Source organism: Streptomyces violascens (assembly GCF_014649955.1).
GTDB lineage: Bacteria > Actinomycetota > Actinomycetes > Streptomycetales > Streptomycetaceae > Streptomyces > Streptomyces violascens.
This window is the reverse complement of record NZ_BMUA01000004.1, coordinates 200395-217867: the sequence shown is the minus strand read 5'-3', so window position 1 is coordinate 217867 and position 17473 is coordinate 200395. Positions and strand designations below refer to the sequence as shown.

Genomic DNA, 17473 nt, shown 5'->3' with positions numbered 1-17473 from the left:
CGGGGCCTACCTCTGTGTTTCCCATACCCGCGGCCTTTCAGCCGCCGGAGAGCACCCGCACCAGATCTTCGGCCGTACGGCACCGGTCGAGCAGCGCCTTCACGTGATTACGCGTTCCGCGTAGGGGTTCCAGGGTTGGCACCCGCTGGAGCGAGTCCCGGCCCGGCAGATCGAAGATCACCGAGTCCCAGGAGGCCGCCGCGACGTCGTCCGCGTACTGCTCCAGGCAGCGGCCGCGGAAGTATGCCCTGGTGTCCTCCGGGGGCTTGGTCTGCGCCCGCAGGACGCCGGGGTCGTCCAGGAGCCGCTTCATCTTGCCGCGGGCCACCAGACGGTTGTAGAGGCCCTTGTCGGGCCGTACGTCGGCGTACTGGAGGTCCACCAGGTGCAGCCGGGCCGCGTCCCAGTCGAGGCCGTCCCGGCGCCGGTAGCCCTCCATCAGCTCGCGCTTGGCGATCCAGTCGAGCTCCCCCGACAGGCTCATCGGGTCGTTCTCCAGCCGGTTCAGGACGTCCTCCCAGCGGGCCAGGACGTCCTTGGTCTGCTCATCGGCGTCCGCCCCGAAGCGCTCCTCGACGTACTTGCGGGCCAGCTCGAAGTACTCCATCTGGAGCTGCACCGCGGTCAGGCTGCGGCCACTGCGCAGCGTGACGAGGTGTTGCAGCGTGGGGTCGTGCGAGACCTGGTGGAGGGTGCGGACCGGCTGGTCCACGGCCAGGTCGACGTTGATGAACCCTTCCTCGATCATGGAGAGGACCAGGGAGGTCGTGCCCAGCTTGAGGTACGTCGAGATCTCCGAGAGGTTCGCGTCGCCGATGATGACGTGCAGGCGGCGGTACTTCTCGGCGTCCGCGTGGGGTTCGTCGCGGGTGTTGATGATCGGGCGCTTGAGCGTCGTCTCCAGGCCGACCTCGACCTCGAAGTAGTCGGCGCGCTGGCTGATCTGGAAGCCGTGCTCGTGGCCGTCCTGGCCGATGCCCACGCGCCCGGCGCCGGTGATGACCTGGCGCGAGACGAAGAACGGCGTCAGGTGGCGCACGATGTCCGAGAAGGCGGTCTCCCGCTTCATCAGGTAGTTCTCGTGCGTGCCGTACGAGGCGCCCTTGTTGTCGGTGTTGTTCTTGTACAGGTGGATCGGCTGGGCGCCGGGGAGCTGGGCCGCGCGTTCGGCCGCCTCGGCCATGATGCGCTCGCCGGCCTTGTCCCACAGGACGGCGTCGCGCGGGTTGGTGACCTCGGGTGAGCTGTACTCGGGGTGCGCGTGGTCGACGTAGAGGCGCGCCCCGTTGGTGAGGATGACGTTGGCGAGGCCGATGTCCTCGTCGGTCAACTGGCTCGAGTCGGCGGCCTCGCGGGCGAGGTCGAAGCCGCGGGCGTCCCGCAGCGGGTTCTCCTCCTCGAAGTCCCAGCGGGCGCGGCGCGCCCGGTGCATCGCCGCCGCATAGGCGTTGACGATCTGGGACGAGGTGAGCATGGCATTGGCGTTGGGGTGGCCGGGGACGGAGATCCCGTACTCCGTCTCGATGCCCATTACTCGCCGTACGGTCATGCGGCCCTCCTTGCCCGGCGGCGCTCCCCCGCGGGAGCGGCGCTCAAGTACCGCTGGTTCTCCGGTGCGTGTGCGGTGCCCGTCCCCGCACTGCGCGACTCGGCGGTACCGAAGAGCCTAGAACGCCTTTGCGCTGGTGGGGAGATCAATTCCGTCATTGCTCGTGCCCTGCTTGTGGCCTGAAAAGCAGTCGGCTGCGGATGCCCGCCCGGGCACCCGCAGCCGGCCTGCCTTTTACAGGTACTGACCGGTGTTGGCCACCGTGTCGATGGAGCGTCCGGTGTCCGCGCCCTGCTTTCCGGTGACAAGGGTGCGGATGAATACGATCCGCTCGCCCTTCTTTCCGGAAATCCTGGCCCAGTCGTCCGGGTTGGTGGTGTTCGGCAGGTCCTCGTTCTCCTTGAACTCGTCCACGCAAGCCTGGAGGAGGTGGGAGATCCGAAGGCCCTTCTGGTTCTGGTCGAGGAAGGCCTTGATGGCCATCTTCTTGGCCCGGTCCACGATGTTCTGGATCATGGCGCCGGAGTTGAAGTCCTTGAAGTACAGGACTTCCTTGTCACCGTTGGCGTAGGTGACTTCGAGGAAGCGGTTCTCCTCGGTCTCCGCGTACATCTGCTCCACCACGGACTGGATCATCGCGTGGGTGGTGCCGTCCGCGTCCCCGCCGTGCTCGGCGAGGTCGTCGGCGTGCAGCGGCAGGGAGGAGCGGAGGTACTTGGCGAAGATGTCCTTCGCCGCCTCCGCGTCCGGACGCTCGATCTTGATCTTCACATCGAGCCGGCCGGGCCGCAGGATCGCGGGGTCGATCATGTCCTCGCGGTTGGAGGCGCCGATGACGATGACGTTCTCCAGACCCTCCACGCCGTCGATCTCGGCGAGCAGCTGCGGGACGATGGTGTTCTCCACGTCCGAGCTGACACCGGATCCGCGGGTGCGGAAGAGGGATTCCATCTCGTCGAAGAAGACGATGACGGGGGTGCCCTCGCTCGCCTTCTCCCGCGCACGCTGGAAGACCAGGCGGATGTGCCGCTCGGTCTCACCGACGTACTTGTTGAGGAGCTCGGGGCCCTTGATGTTGAGGAAGTAGCTCTTCCCCGCGGGCTGGCCGGTCACCTCGGCGACCTTCTTGGCAAGGGAGTTGGCGACCGCCTTCGCGATCAGCGTCTTGCCGCATCCCGGCGGGCCGTAGAGCAGGATGCCCTTCGGCGGCCGCAGTTCGTGCTCCTTGAAGAGGTCGGGGTAGAGGTAGGGGAGCTCGACCGCGTCGCGGATCAGCTCGATCTGGTTGCCCAGACCGCCGATCTTGTCGTAGTCGACGTCCGGGACCTCTTCGAGGACCAGTTCCTCGACCTCGCTCTTCGGTACCACTTCGTAGACGTAGCCGGACCTGGGTTCCAGCAGGAGCGCATCGCCGGGGCGGATGGTGATGTCCAGGAGCGGCTCGGCGAGCCTCACCACCCGTTCCTCGTCGGTGTGCCCGATCACCAGGGCGCGCTCGCCGTCCTCCAGGATCTCCTTGAGGGTGACGATGTCCCCGGCGCGCTCGAACTCCATGGCCTCGACCACGTTGAGCGCTTCGTTCAGCATGACTTCCTGGCCGCGCCTCAGGTCGTCGAGCTCGACGCTGGGGCTGACGTTCACCCGGAGCTTGCGGCCCCCGGTGAAGATGTCGGCGGTGCCGTCCTCGTTGGACTGCAGGAAGACTCCGAAGCCGGCCGGCGGCTGCGCGAGCCGGTCGACCTCCTCCTTGAGGGCCACGATCTGGTCGCGGGCCTCGCGGAGCGTGTTGGCGAGCCGCTCGTTCTGCGCGGACACGCCCGCCAGGCTGGTCTGCAGCTCGACGATCCGCTCTTCGAGAATCCTCGTATGACGCGGCGAGTCGGCGAGCTTACGTCGCAGGACGGCGATTTCCTGCTCTAGATAGGCAACCTGGCCGGCTGGGTCCTCAGACCCCCGCCCGGGCCGGATGCCGCGGTTGATGTCGTCGTCGTGGGCTGCCACGGTCCTCACCTCCTCCAAGGGGAGCTGGACGCTTCCTGACCCTACCTGGGCTGGTGGTGATTGAAACCCCTAGATCACAAAGACTCTGAGGTGTGTCTGATCTTCACCCTTGCGCTCTCCCTCACGCCAGGGGAATACCCACCCATCAACATCGGAAAGCGGGCGGTTGTTATCGTCGATGGGGTCAACACCCGTCAGGGCTGGCACCGATTGATTCACTCGCGCAGGAACGGCAGGCACATGAACGAGGCTCTCGAAGTCTGGATCGACCAGGACCTGTGCACCGGCGACGGCATCTGCGTCCAGTACGCCCCCGAGGTCTTCGAGCTGGACATCGACGGGCTTGCGTATGTGAAGAGTTCCGAGGACGAGTTGCTGCAGACGCCCGGGGCCACAACACCCGTACCGCTGCCGCTGCTCCAGGACGTCGTGGACTCCGCGAAGGAGTGCCCGGGCGACTGTATTCACGTACGTCGGGTTTCGGACAGCGTCGAGGTGTACGGGCCCGACGCGGAGTGAGCGGAGGGTGACCCGGTGCTACACCGGGTCGCTCAGACGCCCATCGCGGCGGCGCCGGCAGAGCGGACGAACTTCCCGCCCCGCCAGCGCCACTTGACCTGCTGGCGCACGTCCGGCTGGAAGCGCGGCACGTCGTCGGAGGAGTAGCCGAGCAGGGTCGCCGCCACCGCTCCGTCCCGTACGTCGAAGTCGGCGACGGTCTGCTTCTCCCTGGGGTCCACCAGCGTCGCCACCACGCGCGGCGGCGCTCCCTTCACCACCGGCTTCGTCAGGACGTAGATGCCGCTGGGCGGGGTGCCGCCGCCGGCGTTGCAGTGCACGACGGCGACGGTTTCGGGGGCGCCGTCGCCGTCGAGGTCGCCCGAGGCCTTCTTCTCCACCGCCGTGCCGTTGCTCCCGCAGTCGAGCGGGAAGGCGACCGCGCCCGTGTCGGGGGCGGCTGCCGTCGTCAGCGGGGTGGTGCCGCGCTCGCCGGGTGTCTGGGAGGCCTTGGCCGCGTCCGGCTGCAGGAAGCCCGCGATCGCGACGACTGCGGCCATGGCGGTTGCGGTGGCGATCCAGTGAACGGGGCGGGCATGGGTGTGCGCGAGCTCAGGGACGGCGGCAGTCTGCACGCGGGAGGTCTCCTGTGAAGGGCGGTGCGGGTGGTGGGGGTGGCCAGCATCGTGCCACACGTCACAGGTGGGCGGAATACCGGGGCAACAGGCTCAACGTAAAGGCGCCGCCGCCGAGTTCCCGTGTCGGTCCGGGAACTCGGCGGCGGCGCCGGTTCGTTGTACGAGGCTCAGCCCCAGGACGGGAGCTCAGTCCTTGTTGGGGCCCTCGTAGTCGTCGCCGTACGCGCCCTTGGCGGGGCGGCGGCGGCGCATCGGGGGTTCCACGCCGTCCGCGAGGCGGCGGGCGGTCACCAGGAAGCCGGTGTGGCCGATCATCCGGTGGTCCGGGCGGACGGCCAGGCCCTCGACGTGCCAGTTGCGGATCATCGATTCCCAGGGCTGCGGCTCGGCGAAGCAGCCGATCTCGCGGATGGACTCGACGGTGCGCGAGAGCTGGGTGGTGGTGGCCACGTAGCAGCACAGGATGCCGCCGGGGACGAGCGCCTTGGAGACGGCGTCCAGGCACTCCCAGGGGGCGAGCATGTCCAGAATGACGCGGTCGACGTCGGTGTCCGACAGGTTGTCCTGGAGGTCGCCGACGGTCAGCTGCCAGGCGGGGTGCGGGCCGCCGAAGTAGCGCTCCACGTTCTGCGTGGCGATCTCGGCGAAGTCCTCGCGGCGCTCGTAGGAGTGCAGCATTCCGTGGTCGCCGATGGCGCGCAGCAGGAAGGCACTCAGCGAGCCCGAGCCGACCCCGGCCTCGACGACGCGAGCGCCGGCGAAGATGTCGGCGAAGGCCAGGATCTGCCCCGCGTCCTTGGGGTAGACCACGGCGGCGCCGCGGGGCATGGACAGGACGAAGTCGGGGAGCAGGGGGCGCAGCGCGAGGTAGGCGACGTTTCCCGTGGTACGGACAACACTGCCCTCGGGAGCACCGATCAGCTCGTCGTGCGGGAAGGAACCCTTGTGGGTGTGGAAATTCTTCCCGGCTTCGAGCGTGAACGTGTAGTGGCGTCCCTTGGGGTCGGTGAGCTGGACCTGGTCCCCGACCTTGAAGGGCCCGCGACGGCGGGCGGCACCGGTCGGTTCGGACATACGACCAGAGTACCGGCCGTACGGGGCCGCGAACGCCACGGCGGCGGCGCCCGGTGTCAGGAGCCGGGCCGCGCCATGGCCGCGACGAACGCCTTCTCCACGTCGGCCGCGGACAGCACTCCGTAGATCTCGCCGGTCTCCTCGACGACCAGGTACTCGGTGGCGGGGGTGGCCCGGAGCAGATCGAGCAGGGGCTCTCCGGCGAGCTCGGCCGGGACGCGCATGCCGTCGGTGAGTTCCTGGGCGAGGCCGCTGACGGCGACCCAGGGGCGGCGGTGTTCGGGGACGCCGACGATGGCGGCCTCGCGGACGAGGCCGGTCGGGTCGCCGTGCCCGTCGACGACGACCAGCGCGCGGGCGCCCGCCTCGTTGGCGCGGCGCAGTGCTTCGGAGAGCGGGGTGGTGGACTCGACGGGGACGGCGCGCCGGGTGAGGGTGCGTGCGCGCAGCTCGGGGAGGTGTTCGCGCAGCCGGGCCATGCGCAGGCTGTTGCCGGCGCCGGTCCAGATGATCGCGGCGAGGATGGCGGCGAGCAGCGCGTCGGTGACGGTGTCCATGCCGCTGACCTCGTCGGGCGAATTGCCGAGCACGCCGGTCTGGGTGAGCAGCGGCAGGCCGATGAGGACGGTGACGGCGAGCGCGCGGCCGACCCAGGCGGCGGCGATCGTGCCGCTCATGGGCTTGCCGGTGATCTTCCAGACGACGGCGCGGAGCATGCGGCCGCCGTCCAGGGGCAGGCCGGGCAGCAGGTTGAAGCCGGCCACGATGAGGTTGGAGATCATCAGGCCGGCCAGGAGCACGCCGGGCACGGTGCCGGGTTCGACGGCCTTCATGCCGAGGTAGAAGACGCCGGACAGGACCAGGGAGAGCAGCGGGCCGACGAAGGCGAGGACGAACTCGCGGCCCGGCGTCTCGGTCTCCTTCTCGATCTCGGAGACTCCGCCGAAGAACTGGAGCTGGATCCGGCGCACCGGCAGCTTGAAGCGCAGCGCGGCCACGGTGTGGGCGAGTTCGTGGACCAGCACGGAGGCGTAGAAGGCCACGGCGAAGAAGAGCGACACGAGGTAGCGGGCGGCGCCGAGTTCGGGCAGGACCCGGTCGAGCTGGCCGCCGAAGACCCAGGTGATCAGGGCGGCGACCAGGAACCAGCTGGGGGCGACGTAGACGGGCACTCCGAAGGGGCGGCCCATCAGGAGTCCGCCGCCGGGTCCGGAGCGGGGCTGTTTGCCGTTGCCCGGGCCCGGACCCGGGGTGTTGCCCTCCGCGCCGGACTGCGGCCGTCCGCGCTCGCCGCTCTCGCCGCTGTCTTCCACGGGTTCCCTTCGTCGGTACGATGCCTGCTCCGGGAAACCTGCCCCGGAGCCCCGGCCGGACTCTCCTCGTCCGCCGAATGTTCGCTGCATGGTGCGATGCCACGATCATGCAGGGTGAGGGCGCCTGTCGTCGATGGTATTCCGCTCGCTGTCAGTGGCGGGTCGTAGGGTCTGTGTCATGAGTACGAGCACCGGTGGGGCCGCGGCCGCACAGCAGCCAACGTCGCTGTCGCCGTCGCGGGCGAACGACTTCATGCAGTGCCCCTTGCTGTACCGGTTCCGGGTGATCGACAGACTGCCCGAGAAGCCGAGCGAGGCGGCCACGCGCGGCACGCTGGTGCACGCCGTTCTGGAGCGGCTCTTCGACGACCCGGCGGCCGAGCGCACCGCGCCGCGCGCCAAGTCGATGATCCCGGGGCAGTGGGACCGGCTGCTCGAATCGAAGCCGGAGCTGACCGAGCTGTTCGCCGAGGACACCGAGGGCGAGCGGCTCACCAAGTGGCTGGGCGAGGCCGAGCGGCTGGTGGAGCGGTGGTTCTCGCTGGAGGATCCCACGCGCCTTGAGCCGGTGGAGCGGGAGTTCTTCGTCGAGACCGAGCTGGATTCGGGGCTGCGGCTGCGCGGGGTCATCGACCGGGTGGACGTGGCGCCCACCGGCGAGGTGCGGATCGTCGACTACAAGACGGGCAAGGCGCCGCGGCCGGAGTACGCGGAGGGCGCGCTCTTCCAGATGAAGTTCTACGCGCTGGTGGTGTGGCGCCTGAAGCAGGTCGTGCCGCGCCGGCTTCAGCTCGTGTACCTGGGCAGTGGCGACGTGCTGACGTACGACCCGGTCGAGGCGGACCTCGTCCAGGTGGAGCGGAAGCTGCTCGCGCTGTGGGAGGCGATCCGGCTCGCCACCGAGACGGGCGACTGGCGGCCCCGGCCCACCAAGCTGTGCGGCTGGTGCGACCATCAGGCGGTCTGTCCGGAATTCGGTGGGACTCCCCCGGTATACCCGTTGTCCATCGCTCCGGCGCCGGAGTCGGCAGGCTGAGTTCCAGCGGCGGCCGTTGGCCCGGGACCTCCCGGGGTGCCGGTCGCCCGGGGCCTCTCCCGGCCGCATCCACCACCGGTGAGCAGGGCAGAATGGGCCCGGTCCAGCAATCCTGATGAGGAGTACCCGTGGCGATCCGCGTCCTACTGGTCGACGACCAGCCGCTGCTGCGCACCGGCTTCCGGATGATCCTGGAGGCCGAGCAGGACATCGCGGTGGTCGGCGAGGCCGGTGACGGTCTGCAGGCCCTCGATCAGGTCCGGGCGCTTCAGCCCGATGTGGTCCTCATGGACATCCGGATGCCCCGGATGGACGGCGTCGAGGCGACGCGCCAGATCAGCGGGCCCGGCAAGGACGGCCCCGCGAAGGTGCTCGTCCTGACCACCTTCGACCTCGACGAGTACGTGGTGGAGGCGCTCAAGGCGGGGGCCAGCGGCTTCCTCCTGAAGGACGCGCCCGCCAACGAGCTGGTGCAGGCGATCCGGGTGGTCGCGGCCGGCGAGGCGATGCTGGCGCCGTCGATCACGCGCCGCCTGCTCGACAAGTACGCCGACCATCTGCCGTCCGGCGAGGAGCCGGTGCCGGACACGCTGCACACGCTGACCGACCGTGAGGTCGAGGTCCTGAAGCTGGTTGCCCGCGGGCTGTCCAACGCGGAGATCGCGGCGGATCTGTTCGTCAGCGAGACGACGGTGAAGACGCATGTGGGGCATGTGCTGACGAAGCTGGGCTTGCGGGACCGGGTGCAGGCGGCCGTTTACGCGTACGAGAGTGGGTTGGTTCGGCCCGGCGCACAGTGAGGGCGGGGTGGCTCCCTGAGCCTTCCGGGGGCGCTGCCCCCGGGCCCCCGCTCCTCGAATGCCGGAGGGGCTGGATGTTGCCGGCCTTCGGCTGCGGGCGTCGGTGGCTGGGCGCGCAGTTCCCCGCGCCCCTGTAGGGCACCCGGCGCCCTCGATCACGCCCGCCCGGCGGAGCCGCGCAATCTCGCGGCCCCGCGGCCTGCGGGGATTCCCCTCAGCCCTTCTTGATTTCCCAGAAGCGGAACACCGTCGACGCGTCCAGGGTCCATTCCAGGCCCGTGATGCCCGTTCGGGCCACCGCGTACTGCTTGCCCTGCCACAGGGGGAGGACCGGGAGTTCGTCGGCGACTATGTCCTGGAGCTTGGCGAAGTCGCCCTCCGTGGACGCGCGGTCGGCGGTGGCCGCGGTCGCCGGGAGGATCTCGTCGGTGATCTGCTTGTTCGCGTAGTTGTTGGACAGCACGTTGCCCTTGCCGAAGAACGGCAGGGTGAAGTTGTCCGGGTCCGGGTAGTCGGGGACCCAGCCCTTCACGTAGACGCCGTACTTCCCGGCCTCGATGTCCTTCTCGTACTGCTTGAACTCGACCGACTTCACATCCGCGTCGAACAGACCGCTCGCGTTGAGCTGCTTGGCTATCGCCTGCAGCTCGTCGTCGGTGGACGGCCCGTAGCGGCTCGGCGTGGACCACAGGGTGAGCTTCACCTTGCCGGTGATACCCGCCGAGTGCAGGGCCGCCTTCGCCTTGGCGGGCTGCGGACTGCCGCCGTACATGTCGAACAGGGCGGTGTTGTGGGCCGTGATGCCGCTCGGGATGACCGAGTACAGCGGGCTCGCGGTGGACGAGTACACGTCGCGCACCAGGGCCTCGCGGTCGACGAGGTAGGCGATCGCCTTGCGCACCCCGACCTTGCCGACGACCGGGTCCTTCATGTTGAAGACCAGGTCCTGGACCTCGGCGCTGGTGCCCTCGATGACCTCGACGCCCTTCTTGTCCGCCGTCGGCGAACTCTGCAGGGCCGCGGTGTCCTTGGCGGTCAGGCCTCGGTAGACGAGGTCGACGTCGCCCTTGTTCAGGGCGGCGGCCAGGGCCTTCTGGTCACCGTGGTAGAGCTTCAGCGTCATGCCGGAGTTCTTGGCCTTGACCGTGCCCTCGTAGGAGGAGTTGACCGAGAAGACGGCCTTGTCCTCACCGAAGGAGTTCAGCTTGTAGACGCCGGAGCCGACCGCCTTGCCGTCGGTGCGGAGCTTGTCGGCCGGGTACTCCTTGTGGTCGACGATCGAGCCGGCACCGGAGGCGATCTTGCTGGGGAAGGTGGCGTCCGGGACCTTGAGCCGGAAGACGACCGTCTTCTCGTCCGGGGTCTCGATCTTGCCCAGGGTGGCAAGCATCGGCGCCGGGCCGTTGGGGTCGTTGATCTTCAGCACGCGCTCGAAGGAGAACTTGACGTCCTCGGAGGTCAGCTTGTCGCCGTTGCTGAAGGTGAGGCCGGAACGCAGGGTGCAGCGGTAGACCGTGGAGCCGCCCCTGTCGAAGCTGCACGCCTGGGCGGCCTCCGGCTGCGGCGTCGAACTGCCCTTGGGGAAGCTGAGCAGGGACTGGAAGACGTTGTTGAACAACAGCCACGAACCCGGGTCGTAACCCGAGGCGGGGTCGGTGGCCAGGATGTCGTCCGACATCCCCATGACCACCGACCCGCCGCCGTCGGAGGCGGCGTCGCCGCCCTCCTGGGTACCGCAGCCGCTCAGGAGCCCGGCCGCCACACCCGCCGCGAGCGGGGTCGTCAGCCATCGGTTCCGGATCTTCACGTGCACGTGCCTCACAGTCCTGCTCACGGAAATTACTGGCCGGCACGGAAGGATCGCGGCCGGGTCGTGCGTTACTTCTTTCCTCGCGCCAGTTCCCAGAGCTGCAGGTCGGACGAGGAGTTGATGGCCCATTCGGTGCCGGTGATGTCACTGCGGGCAGCGACGTACTGCTTGCCCTGCCACAGCGGGACGACCGGAGCGTCGCTCGCGACGATGTCCTGGATGGACTCGAACGGCTTGGACGCCTGGTTGCGGTCGGCGGCCACCCGCGACTGAGGGATCAGCGTGTTGCGGATGTCGTTGTTGGCGTACGGGGTGTTGAGGAAGTTGTCCTTGCCGAAGAACGGGGCGACGAAGTTGTCCGGGTCCGGGAAGTCGGGGAACCACCCGAGGCCGTAGACCGCGTACTCACCCTTCTTCTGCGCGGGACGGAACTTCGACCACTCGGTCCCCTGGATCGTAGTGCTGAAAAGCCCAGTCGCGTTCAGCTGCGAGGAGAGATTCTTGAATTCGTCCTCGGTGATCGAACCGTAGTGGTCCTTCGTGTAGTTGAGGGTGAGCTTGACGGGCGTCTGGATGTTGGCGTTCTTCAGGATGGCCTGGGCCTTGGCCTTGCTGGCCTCGCCGTACTTGTTGAAGAACGAGTTGGTGTGCCCGGCGATCGAGGTGGGGATCAGCGAGTACAGCGGCTCGGCGGTCTGCCCGTACACCTTGTTCACGAGCTGACTGCGGTCGATGGACTGGGCCAGCGCCTGGCGCACGGCCTTGTTCTTCACCGACGGGTCATCGGTGTTGAAGCCCAGGTAGCGGATCTCCAGGCCCGGCATCTCGACCAGGTTGATGTCCTTGCTGGGGCTGACCTGCATCTGCTGGATCTGCCCCGGCGTCATCGCGCGGGTCATCATGTCGATCTCGCCCTTGGCGAGCGCGGTGCCCATGGCCTCGGCGGTCGGGAAGGAGCGCAGCTCGACCTTGTCGTTGGCGAGCTTGACGTCACCCTTGTAGTTGGAGTTCTTGGTGAAGGTGAACTTCACCGCCTGCTCGCCGTCCTTGACCTCGGCCTTCATCTTGTACGGCCCGGAGCCGTCCATCTCGAAGCCGTCGCGGAGCTTCTTCGGCCCGTACTTGTCCTTCTGGACGATGCCCGCCGCGGGGGTGGCGAGCTTGTACGGGAAGGTGGCGTCCGGCGTCTTGAGGTGGAAGACGATCTCGGCGTCGCCCTTGGTCTCCATGGTGTCGATGTTGTCGAGGAGACCGGAGGGGCCGTTGTCGTCCTTAATGTCGATGACGCGCTGGACGGAGTACTTCACGTCGTCGGCGGTCACCTTGGTGCCGTCGGCGAACTCGAGGCCGCTGCGCAGGGTGCAGCGGTAGCTCTCGTTCTCCTTGTCGGTGAAGTTGCAGGCGGAGGCCGCGTCCGGGACGGGCATGCCGCCGCCGCGCGGAACGTGGACCAGCGACTGCGTCGTCTGGCGCATCACGTTCCAAATGCCCGTCTCATAGGCGTGCGCCGGATCGAGGGGGGCAGGGGCGTCCTTGGTTGCCACGAACTGGTCCGTGGTGCCCACGACGATGGTCTTGCCGCCGTCTCCCCCGCTCTCCGATCCGCCACAGGCGGCGAGTACGGGAGCGAGCAAGGCCACTACGGCCGGCAGCACCAAAGTCTTGCGGTTCATCCTGGACGATCTCCCTTGTCCGGCACTTTGGGGTACAGCTGTGTACGGGACACTCCGCCGCGTCCGCCCGTTCGGGGCGGGGCGATCGGGCCGGGTTTGTGCGATCGGACCTGCGCTCCCGTCCGCTTGGTGTGCGGCGGGGCAGATGAGGGTGCGGCGAAGTTCTCGGACGAGATTAGTGCGCGCCGTACGAAAAGCTGGAACTGGCTCTGGTGCACTGGGAATCAATCCGTCCGCCGCAATACCGGCCCACCGATATATGGGCGGCGGAATGATTCGTACACGAGATCACCAAACGGGACACAACGGTGCGTCCAGCGGGCCAGGAGTGCCCGGAACGGGCTCCTGTCGACCCCCTGTCGGGTGACGAACGTCACCACCCGGGTCCCTTTGACAGGGTGTGAATTCGTCACCGTCGGCGTCACGGAAAATGAACGCGCGGCTGCGATGAGTTTCCGCTGCATTCAGCGGCGCACGCTCGGTGTGCGGGTCAGTTCATCCTGGTGATCAAGGTGCGCAGAAATGCCAGGTCGACCTCTTCGAGGGAGTCGACCACGACCCGGCCCGCGGCGGCCGCGATCGGGGCGACGGACGGCACCGCGACCACCCGGCAGCCGGCCGCCTCGGCCGCCGCGACGCCGGTCGCGGTGTCCTCGACGACGGCGCACCGGGCCGGGTCGGCGCCGAGTCCGCCGGCGGCGATCAGGTACGGGTCGGGGTGCGGCTTGGTGCGGGCCACCTCGTCGCCCGCGACGGTCAGGGCGAAGTTGGACGGGCCGAGCGAGTGGACGATCTTGTCGATGATGCGGCGGTGCGAGGCCGAGACCAGAGCGGTCGGGATGTTGTGGGCGGCGAGCTCGCTCAGCAGCCGGGCGGCGCCCGGCATCATCGGCACCCCGCGGGTGATGCGCTCCTCGAAGCGTTCGTTGAGCAGTACGGTCAGCTCGGCCAGGGTGATGTCGGCGCCGGTGGCCTCGATGAGGAAGCCCGCGCTGCGCGTCATCGGGCCGCCCACCACCACGTCCCGCCACGACTCGTCGAGGGCGTGCCCGAGGTCGGCGAAGACCTCGCGCTCGGCGTCCCACCAGAAGCCCTCGGTGTCGACCAGGGTGCCGTCCATGTCGAGGAAGACGGCCTGGAGCGCGGAGCCGTCGGCCACACGTGTGATGGCTGCGGGGACCGTACTGGTCATCGGCACACCTCCTGAAGGGACGAGAAGGCCGGTCGCCTTCCCCAGCTGGGAAAAGCGACCGGCCTTTACTGGGCCGACCAGTGTACGTCCGGCCCGCTGAACATGCGCTGAATTATGCGCCGCGCCCCGTCATCGGGCGTTGAAGTACTTGGCTTCGGGGTGGTGGATGACGATGGCGTCGGTGGACTGCTCCGGGTGGAGCTGGAACTCCTCGGAGAGGTGGACGCCGATCCGCTCCGGTTCGAGCAGCTCGGCGATCTTCGCCCGGTCCTCCAGGTCGGGGCAGGCCCCGTAGCCGAGCGAGAAACGCGCGCCGCGGTACTTCAGGGCGAACATGTCCTCCACATCCGACGGGTCCTCGCCCGCGAAGCCCAGCTCGGAGCGGACCCGGGCGTGCCAGTACTCGGCGAGCGCTTCCGCCAACTGGACGGACAGGCCGTGCAGTTCGAGGTAGTCGCGGTAGGAGTTGGCCTCGAAGAGCTTGGCGGTCTCCTCGCCGATGCGGGAGCCGACGGTGACGACCTGGAGGCCGACGACGTCGGCCTCGCCCGAGTCCTCCGGGCGGAAGAAGTCCGCCAGGCACAGCCGCCGTCCCCGGCGCTGGCGCGGGAAGGTGAAGCGCGTGCGCTCGGAGCCGTCCTCGTTCAGCAGGATCAGATCGTCGCCCTTGGACACGCACGGGAAGTAGCCGTGGACGACGGCCGCTTCGAGCAGGCCCTCGGTGTGCAGCTTGTCGAGCCAGCCGCGCAGGTGCGGGCGGCCCTCGGTCTCCACCAGCTCCTCGTACGTCGGTCCGCCCTTTCGGGCTTCCTTCAGGCCCCACTGCCCCTTGAACAGCGCGCCCTCGTCGAGCCAGGACGCGTACTCCTTGAGCGGGATGCCCTTCACGACGCGGGTGCCCCAGAACGGCGGGGTGGGCACCGGGTTGTCGGTGGCCACGTCGGAGCGCACCGAGCCCTCCGGCTCCTTGACCTCCAGGACGGGGGTGTCCCTCTTCGGCACCCGGCGCTGCTTCAGTTCCGGGAGTACGGCTCCGGGCACGCCGCGCTTGACGCCGATCAGGGCGTCCATGAGCCGGAGCCCCTCGAACGCGTCGCGGGCGTAGCGGACTTCGCCCTCGTAGATCTCGTGCAGGTCCTGCTCGACATAGGCCCGGGTCAGGGCCGCGCCGCCGAGGATGACCGGGTACTCGGCCGCCAGCTTGCGCTGGTTGAGCTCCTCCAGGTTCTCCTTCATGATCACGGTGGACTTGACCAGGAGGCCGGACATGCCGATCACGTCGGCGCGGTGCTCCTCGGCGGCTTCCAGGATCGCGGAGACCGGCTGCTTGATGCCGAGGTTGACGACGTTGTAGCCGTTGTTGGACAGGATGATGTCGACGAGGTTCTTGCCGATGTCGTGGACGTCGCCGCGCACGGTGGCGAGCACGATGGTGCCCTTGCCCTCCGCGTCCGACTTCTCCATGTGCGGCTCCAGGTGCGCGACCGCGGTCTTCATGACCTCGGCGGACTGGAGCACGAACGGCAGCTGCATCTGGCCGGAGCCGAACAGTTCGCCGACCACCTTCATGCCTTCGAGCAGGGTGTTGTTGACGATGTCGAGGGCGGGGGTGTCCTGGAGGGCCTCGTCGAGGTCGGCCTCCAGGCCGTTCTTCTCGCCGTCGATGATGCGGCGCTGGAGGCGCTCGTCCAGCGGCAGGGCGAGGAGCTCCTCGGCCTTGCCCGCCTTCATCGACTTCATGTTGACGCCCTCGAACAGCTCCATGAGCTTCTGGAGGGGGTCGTAGCCTTCGGCCCGGCGGTCGTAGATCAGGTCGAGGGCGACCTTGACCTGCTCCTCCTCCAGGCGCGCGATCGGCAGGATCTTCGAGGCGTGCACGATCGCCGAGTCCAGGCCGGCCTTCACGCACTCGTCCAGGAACACGGAGTTCAGGACGACGCGGGCGGCCGGGTTCAGGCCGAAGGAGATGTTGGACAGGCCGAGCGTGGTCTGCACGTCCGGGTGGCGGCGCTTGAGCTCGCGGATCGCCTCGATGGTGGCGATGCCGTCGCCCCGCGACTCCTCCTGGCCGGTGCAGATGGTGAAGGTCAGGGCGTCGATGAGGATGTCCGACTCGTGCACCCCCCAGTTCCCGGTCAGGTCCGCGATGAGCCGCTCGGCGATCGCGACCTTCGTCTCGACGGTGCGGGCCTGGCCCTCCTCGTCGATGGTCAGCGCGATCAGCGCGGCGCCGTGCTCGACCGCCAGCCTGGTGACCTTCGCGAACCGCGACTCGGGCCCGTCGCCGTCCTCGTAGTTGACCGAGTTGATGACCGCACGGCCGCCCAGCTTCTCCAACCCGGCCTGGATGACCGGGAGTTCGGTCGAGTCCAGGACGATGGGGAGGGTGGAGGCGGTCGCGAAGCGGCCGGCCAGCTCGGCCATGTCGGCCACGCCGTCGCGGCCGACATAGTCGACACACAGGTCGAGCATGTGGGCGCCCTCGCGGATCTGGTCGCGGGCCATCTCCACGCAGTCGTCCCAGCGGCCCTCCAGCATGGCCTCGCGGAACTTCTTCGACCCGTTCGCGTTCGTCCGCTCGCCGATCGCCAGGTAGGAGGTGTCCTGGCGGAACGGCACCGTCTGGTAGAGGGAGGCGGCGCCCGGCTCCGGGCGCGGGTGGCGCTCGCCGGGGGCGGTCCCGCGCACCCGGTCCACGACCTGGCGCAGGTGCTCCGGCGTCGTACCGCAGCAGCCGCCCACCAAGGACAGGCCGTAGTCGCGGACGAAGTTCTCCTGCGCGTCGGCCAGGCCCTCGGGGCCGAGCGGGAAGTGGGCGCCGTCCTTGGTGAGGACGGGCAGGCCGGCGTTGGGCATGCAGAGCAGCGGGATGCGGGAGTGCCGGGTGAGGTAGCGCAGGTGCTCGCTCATCTCGGCGGGGCCGGTCGAGCAGTTCAGACCGATCATGTCGACGCCGAGCGGCTCAAGGGCGGTCAGCGCGGCGCCGATCTCGGAGCCGAGGAGCATCGTGCCCGTCGTCTCGAAGGCGAGCGAGACAAGGAGCGGCAGGTCGGCCCCGGTGGCCTCCATCGCGCGGCGGGCGCCGAGGATGGCGGACTTGGTCTGGAGCAGGTCCTGGGTGGTCTCGACGATCAGCGCGTCCGCGCCGCCCGCGATCAGGCCCTCGGCGTTCGCCTGGAATCCGTCGCGCAGCGTGGGGTAGCCGATGTGGCCGAGCGTCGGCAGCTTCGTACCGGGGCCGATGGAGCCGAGCACCCAGCGCTGCTGCCCGGTCGAGGCGGTGAACTCGTCCGCGACCTCGCGGGCGATGCGGGCGCCGGCCTGCGACAGCTCGTGCACCCGCTCCGGGATGTCGTACTCACTCATGGCGGTGTGGTTGGCGCCGAAGGTGTTGGTCTCGACGCAGTCCACGCCGACCGAGAAGTACGCCTCGTGGACCGAGCGCACGATGTCGGGCCGGGTCACGTTCAGGACCTCGTTGCACCCTTCGAGGTCCTGGAAGTCCTCCAGGGTGGGATCCTGCGCCTGCAGCATCGTGCCCATCGCACCGTCGGCCACCACCACCCGGGTGGCGAGCGCCTCACGGAGGGCGTCGATACGGGTCCGGCTGTCAGCGGAAGGGGTCGGCAACGAGGCCATGGATGTGCTCCCTGGAGTGCGACGGCTGTCGGCTTTGCGCCTTCCAATGGGAGGGCGCACGCGGCCAGCCTAACCGGGCGGCCCCGGGCGGCGCGCGGGTGTATCAGGGGGCGGACGGCCGGGGCTCGGCCGAATGCGGGTGTCCGGAAGTGTCGGGAGGGGTCGCACTCGCGGTGACACGAGGTCGGCAACGGCCGATACTGTTCAGCATTGTCGAACCAGTTGATGTGAGAGCCGGCCGCTTCAGCGG

Annotated in this window: 12 protein-coding genes; 3 read left to right on the top strand and 9 right to left on the bottom strand. The window is 68.7% G+C overall.

Features of this window, described 5'->3' with window-relative positions:
• Positions 1–37 precede the first annotated feature (37 nt).
• A complete protein-coding gene (gene dop / locus IE206_RS11930) occupies positions 38–1549 on the bottom strand; it encodes a depupylase/deamidase Dop (protein WP_189962085.1) in 1512 nt (503 codons plus the stop codon).
• A gap of 234 nt (positions 1550–1783) precedes the next feature.
• On the bottom strand, positions 1784–3550 hold the full coding sequence (gene arc, locus IE206_RS11925; protein WP_189962084.1) for a proteasome ATPase: 1767 nt from the start codon (positions 3548–3550) through the stop codon (positions 1784–1786).
• Between the two features lie 240 nt (positions 3551–3790).
• Between arc and IE206_RS11920 the strand changes: the two genes are divergently transcribed.
• Positions 3791–4069, top strand: a complete 279-nt coding sequence (locus tag IE206_RS11920) for a ferredoxin (protein ID WP_189962083.1) — start codon at positions 3791–3793, stop codon at positions 4067–4069.
• Between the two features lie 32 nt (positions 4070–4101).
• Here IE206_RS11920 and IE206_RS11915 read toward each other — a convergent pair whose 3' ends face one another.
• From IE206_RS11915 to IE206_RS11905, 3 genes are all read right to left on the bottom strand, one after another.
• Entirely contained in the window at positions 4102–4683 is a 582-nt protein-coding gene (locus tag IE206_RS11915) for a hypothetical protein (RefSeq protein WP_189962082.1), read from the bottom strand.
• A 189-nt stretch (positions 4684–4872) separates the two neighbouring features.
• Positions 4873–5760: a tRNA (adenine-N1)-methyltransferase gene (locus IE206_RS11910; protein ID WP_053723500.1), complete on the bottom strand. Its 888-nt coding sequence runs from the start codon at positions 5758–5760 to the stop codon at positions 4873–4875.
• 56 nt (positions 5761–5816) lie between these two features.
• Positions 5817–7073: a site-2 protease family protein gene (locus IE206_RS11905; RefSeq protein WP_189962081.1), complete on the bottom strand. Its 1257-nt coding sequence runs from the start codon at positions 7071–7073 to the stop codon at positions 5817–5819.
• 178 nt (positions 7074–7251) lie between these two features.
• Between IE206_RS11905 and IE206_RS11900 the strand changes: the two genes are divergently transcribed.
• Together IE206_RS11900 and IE206_RS11895 are read left to right on the top strand one after the other, a co-directional pair.
• Positions 7252–8109: a RecB family exonuclease gene (locus IE206_RS11900; RefSeq protein ID WP_226598747.1), complete on the top strand. Its 858-nt coding sequence runs from the start codon at positions 7252–7254 to the stop codon at positions 8107–8109.
• Positions 8110–8237: 128 nt separating this feature from the next.
• Entirely contained in the window at positions 8238–8909 is a 672-nt protein-coding gene (locus tag IE206_RS11895) for a response regulator (protein WP_053723497.1), read from the top strand.
• Positions 8910–9123: 214 nt separating this feature from the next.
• Here the strand turns inward: IE206_RS11895 and IE206_RS11890 are convergent, their stop codons facing one another.
• From IE206_RS11890 to metH, 4 genes are all read right to left on the bottom strand, one after another.
• On the bottom strand, positions 9124–10716 hold the full coding sequence (locus IE206_RS11890) for an ABC transporter substrate-binding protein (RefSeq protein WP_189962321.1): 1593 nt from the start codon (positions 10714–10716) through the stop codon (positions 9124–9126).
• Positions 10717–10787: 71 nt separating this feature from the next.
• Positions 10788–12392 carry an ABC transporter substrate-binding protein gene (locus tag IE206_RS11885; RefSeq protein ID WP_189962079.1) on the bottom strand — a complete coding sequence of 535 codons (1605 nt, stop codon included), beginning with the start codon at positions 12390–12392 and terminating at the stop codon, positions 10788–10790.
• A gap of 490 nt (positions 12393–12882) precedes the next feature.
• Positions 12883–13584: an HAD family hydrolase gene (locus IE206_RS11880; protein WP_189962078.1), complete on the bottom strand. Its 702-nt coding sequence runs from the start codon at positions 13582–13584 to the stop codon at positions 12883–12885.
• Positions 13585–13713: 129 nt separating this feature from the next.
• Complete coding sequence (metH, locus tag IE206_RS11875; protein ID WP_189962077.1) at positions 13714–17223, bottom strand: methionine synthase; 3510 nt, start codon at positions 17221–17223, stop codon at positions 13714–13716.
• Between the last annotated feature and the right edge of the window lie 250 nt (positions 17224–17473).

Bases quoted from the DNA above. Each gene is read 5' to 3' on its own strand.
- dop (WP_189962085.1), bottom strand. From the start codon at position 1,549: ATGACCGTACGGCGAGTAATGGGCATCGAGACGGAGTACGGGATCTCC.
- IE206_RS11920 (WP_189962083.1), top strand. From the start codon at position 3,791: ATGAACGAGGCTCTCGAAGTCTGGATCGACCAGGACCTGTGCACCGGC.
- IE206_RS11910 (WP_053723500.1), bottom strand. From the start codon at position 5,760: ATGTCCGAACCGACCGGTGCCGCCCGCCGTCGCGGGCCCTTCAAGGTC.
- IE206_RS11900 (WP_226598747.1), top strand. From the start codon at position 7,252: ATGAGTACGAGCACCGGTGGGGCCGCGGCCGCACAGCAGCCAACGTCG.
- IE206_RS11885 (WP_189962079.1), bottom strand. From the start codon at position 12,392: ATGAACCGCAAGACTTTGGTGCTGCCGGCCGTAGTGGCCTTGCTCGCT.
- IE206_RS11880 (WP_189962078.1), bottom strand. From the start codon at position 13,584: ATGACCAGTACGGTCCCCGCAGCCATCACACGTGTGGCCGACGGCTCC.
- metH (WP_189962077.1), bottom strand. From the start codon at position 17,223: ATGGCCTCGTTGCCGACCCCTTCCGCTGACAGCCGGACCCGTATCGAC.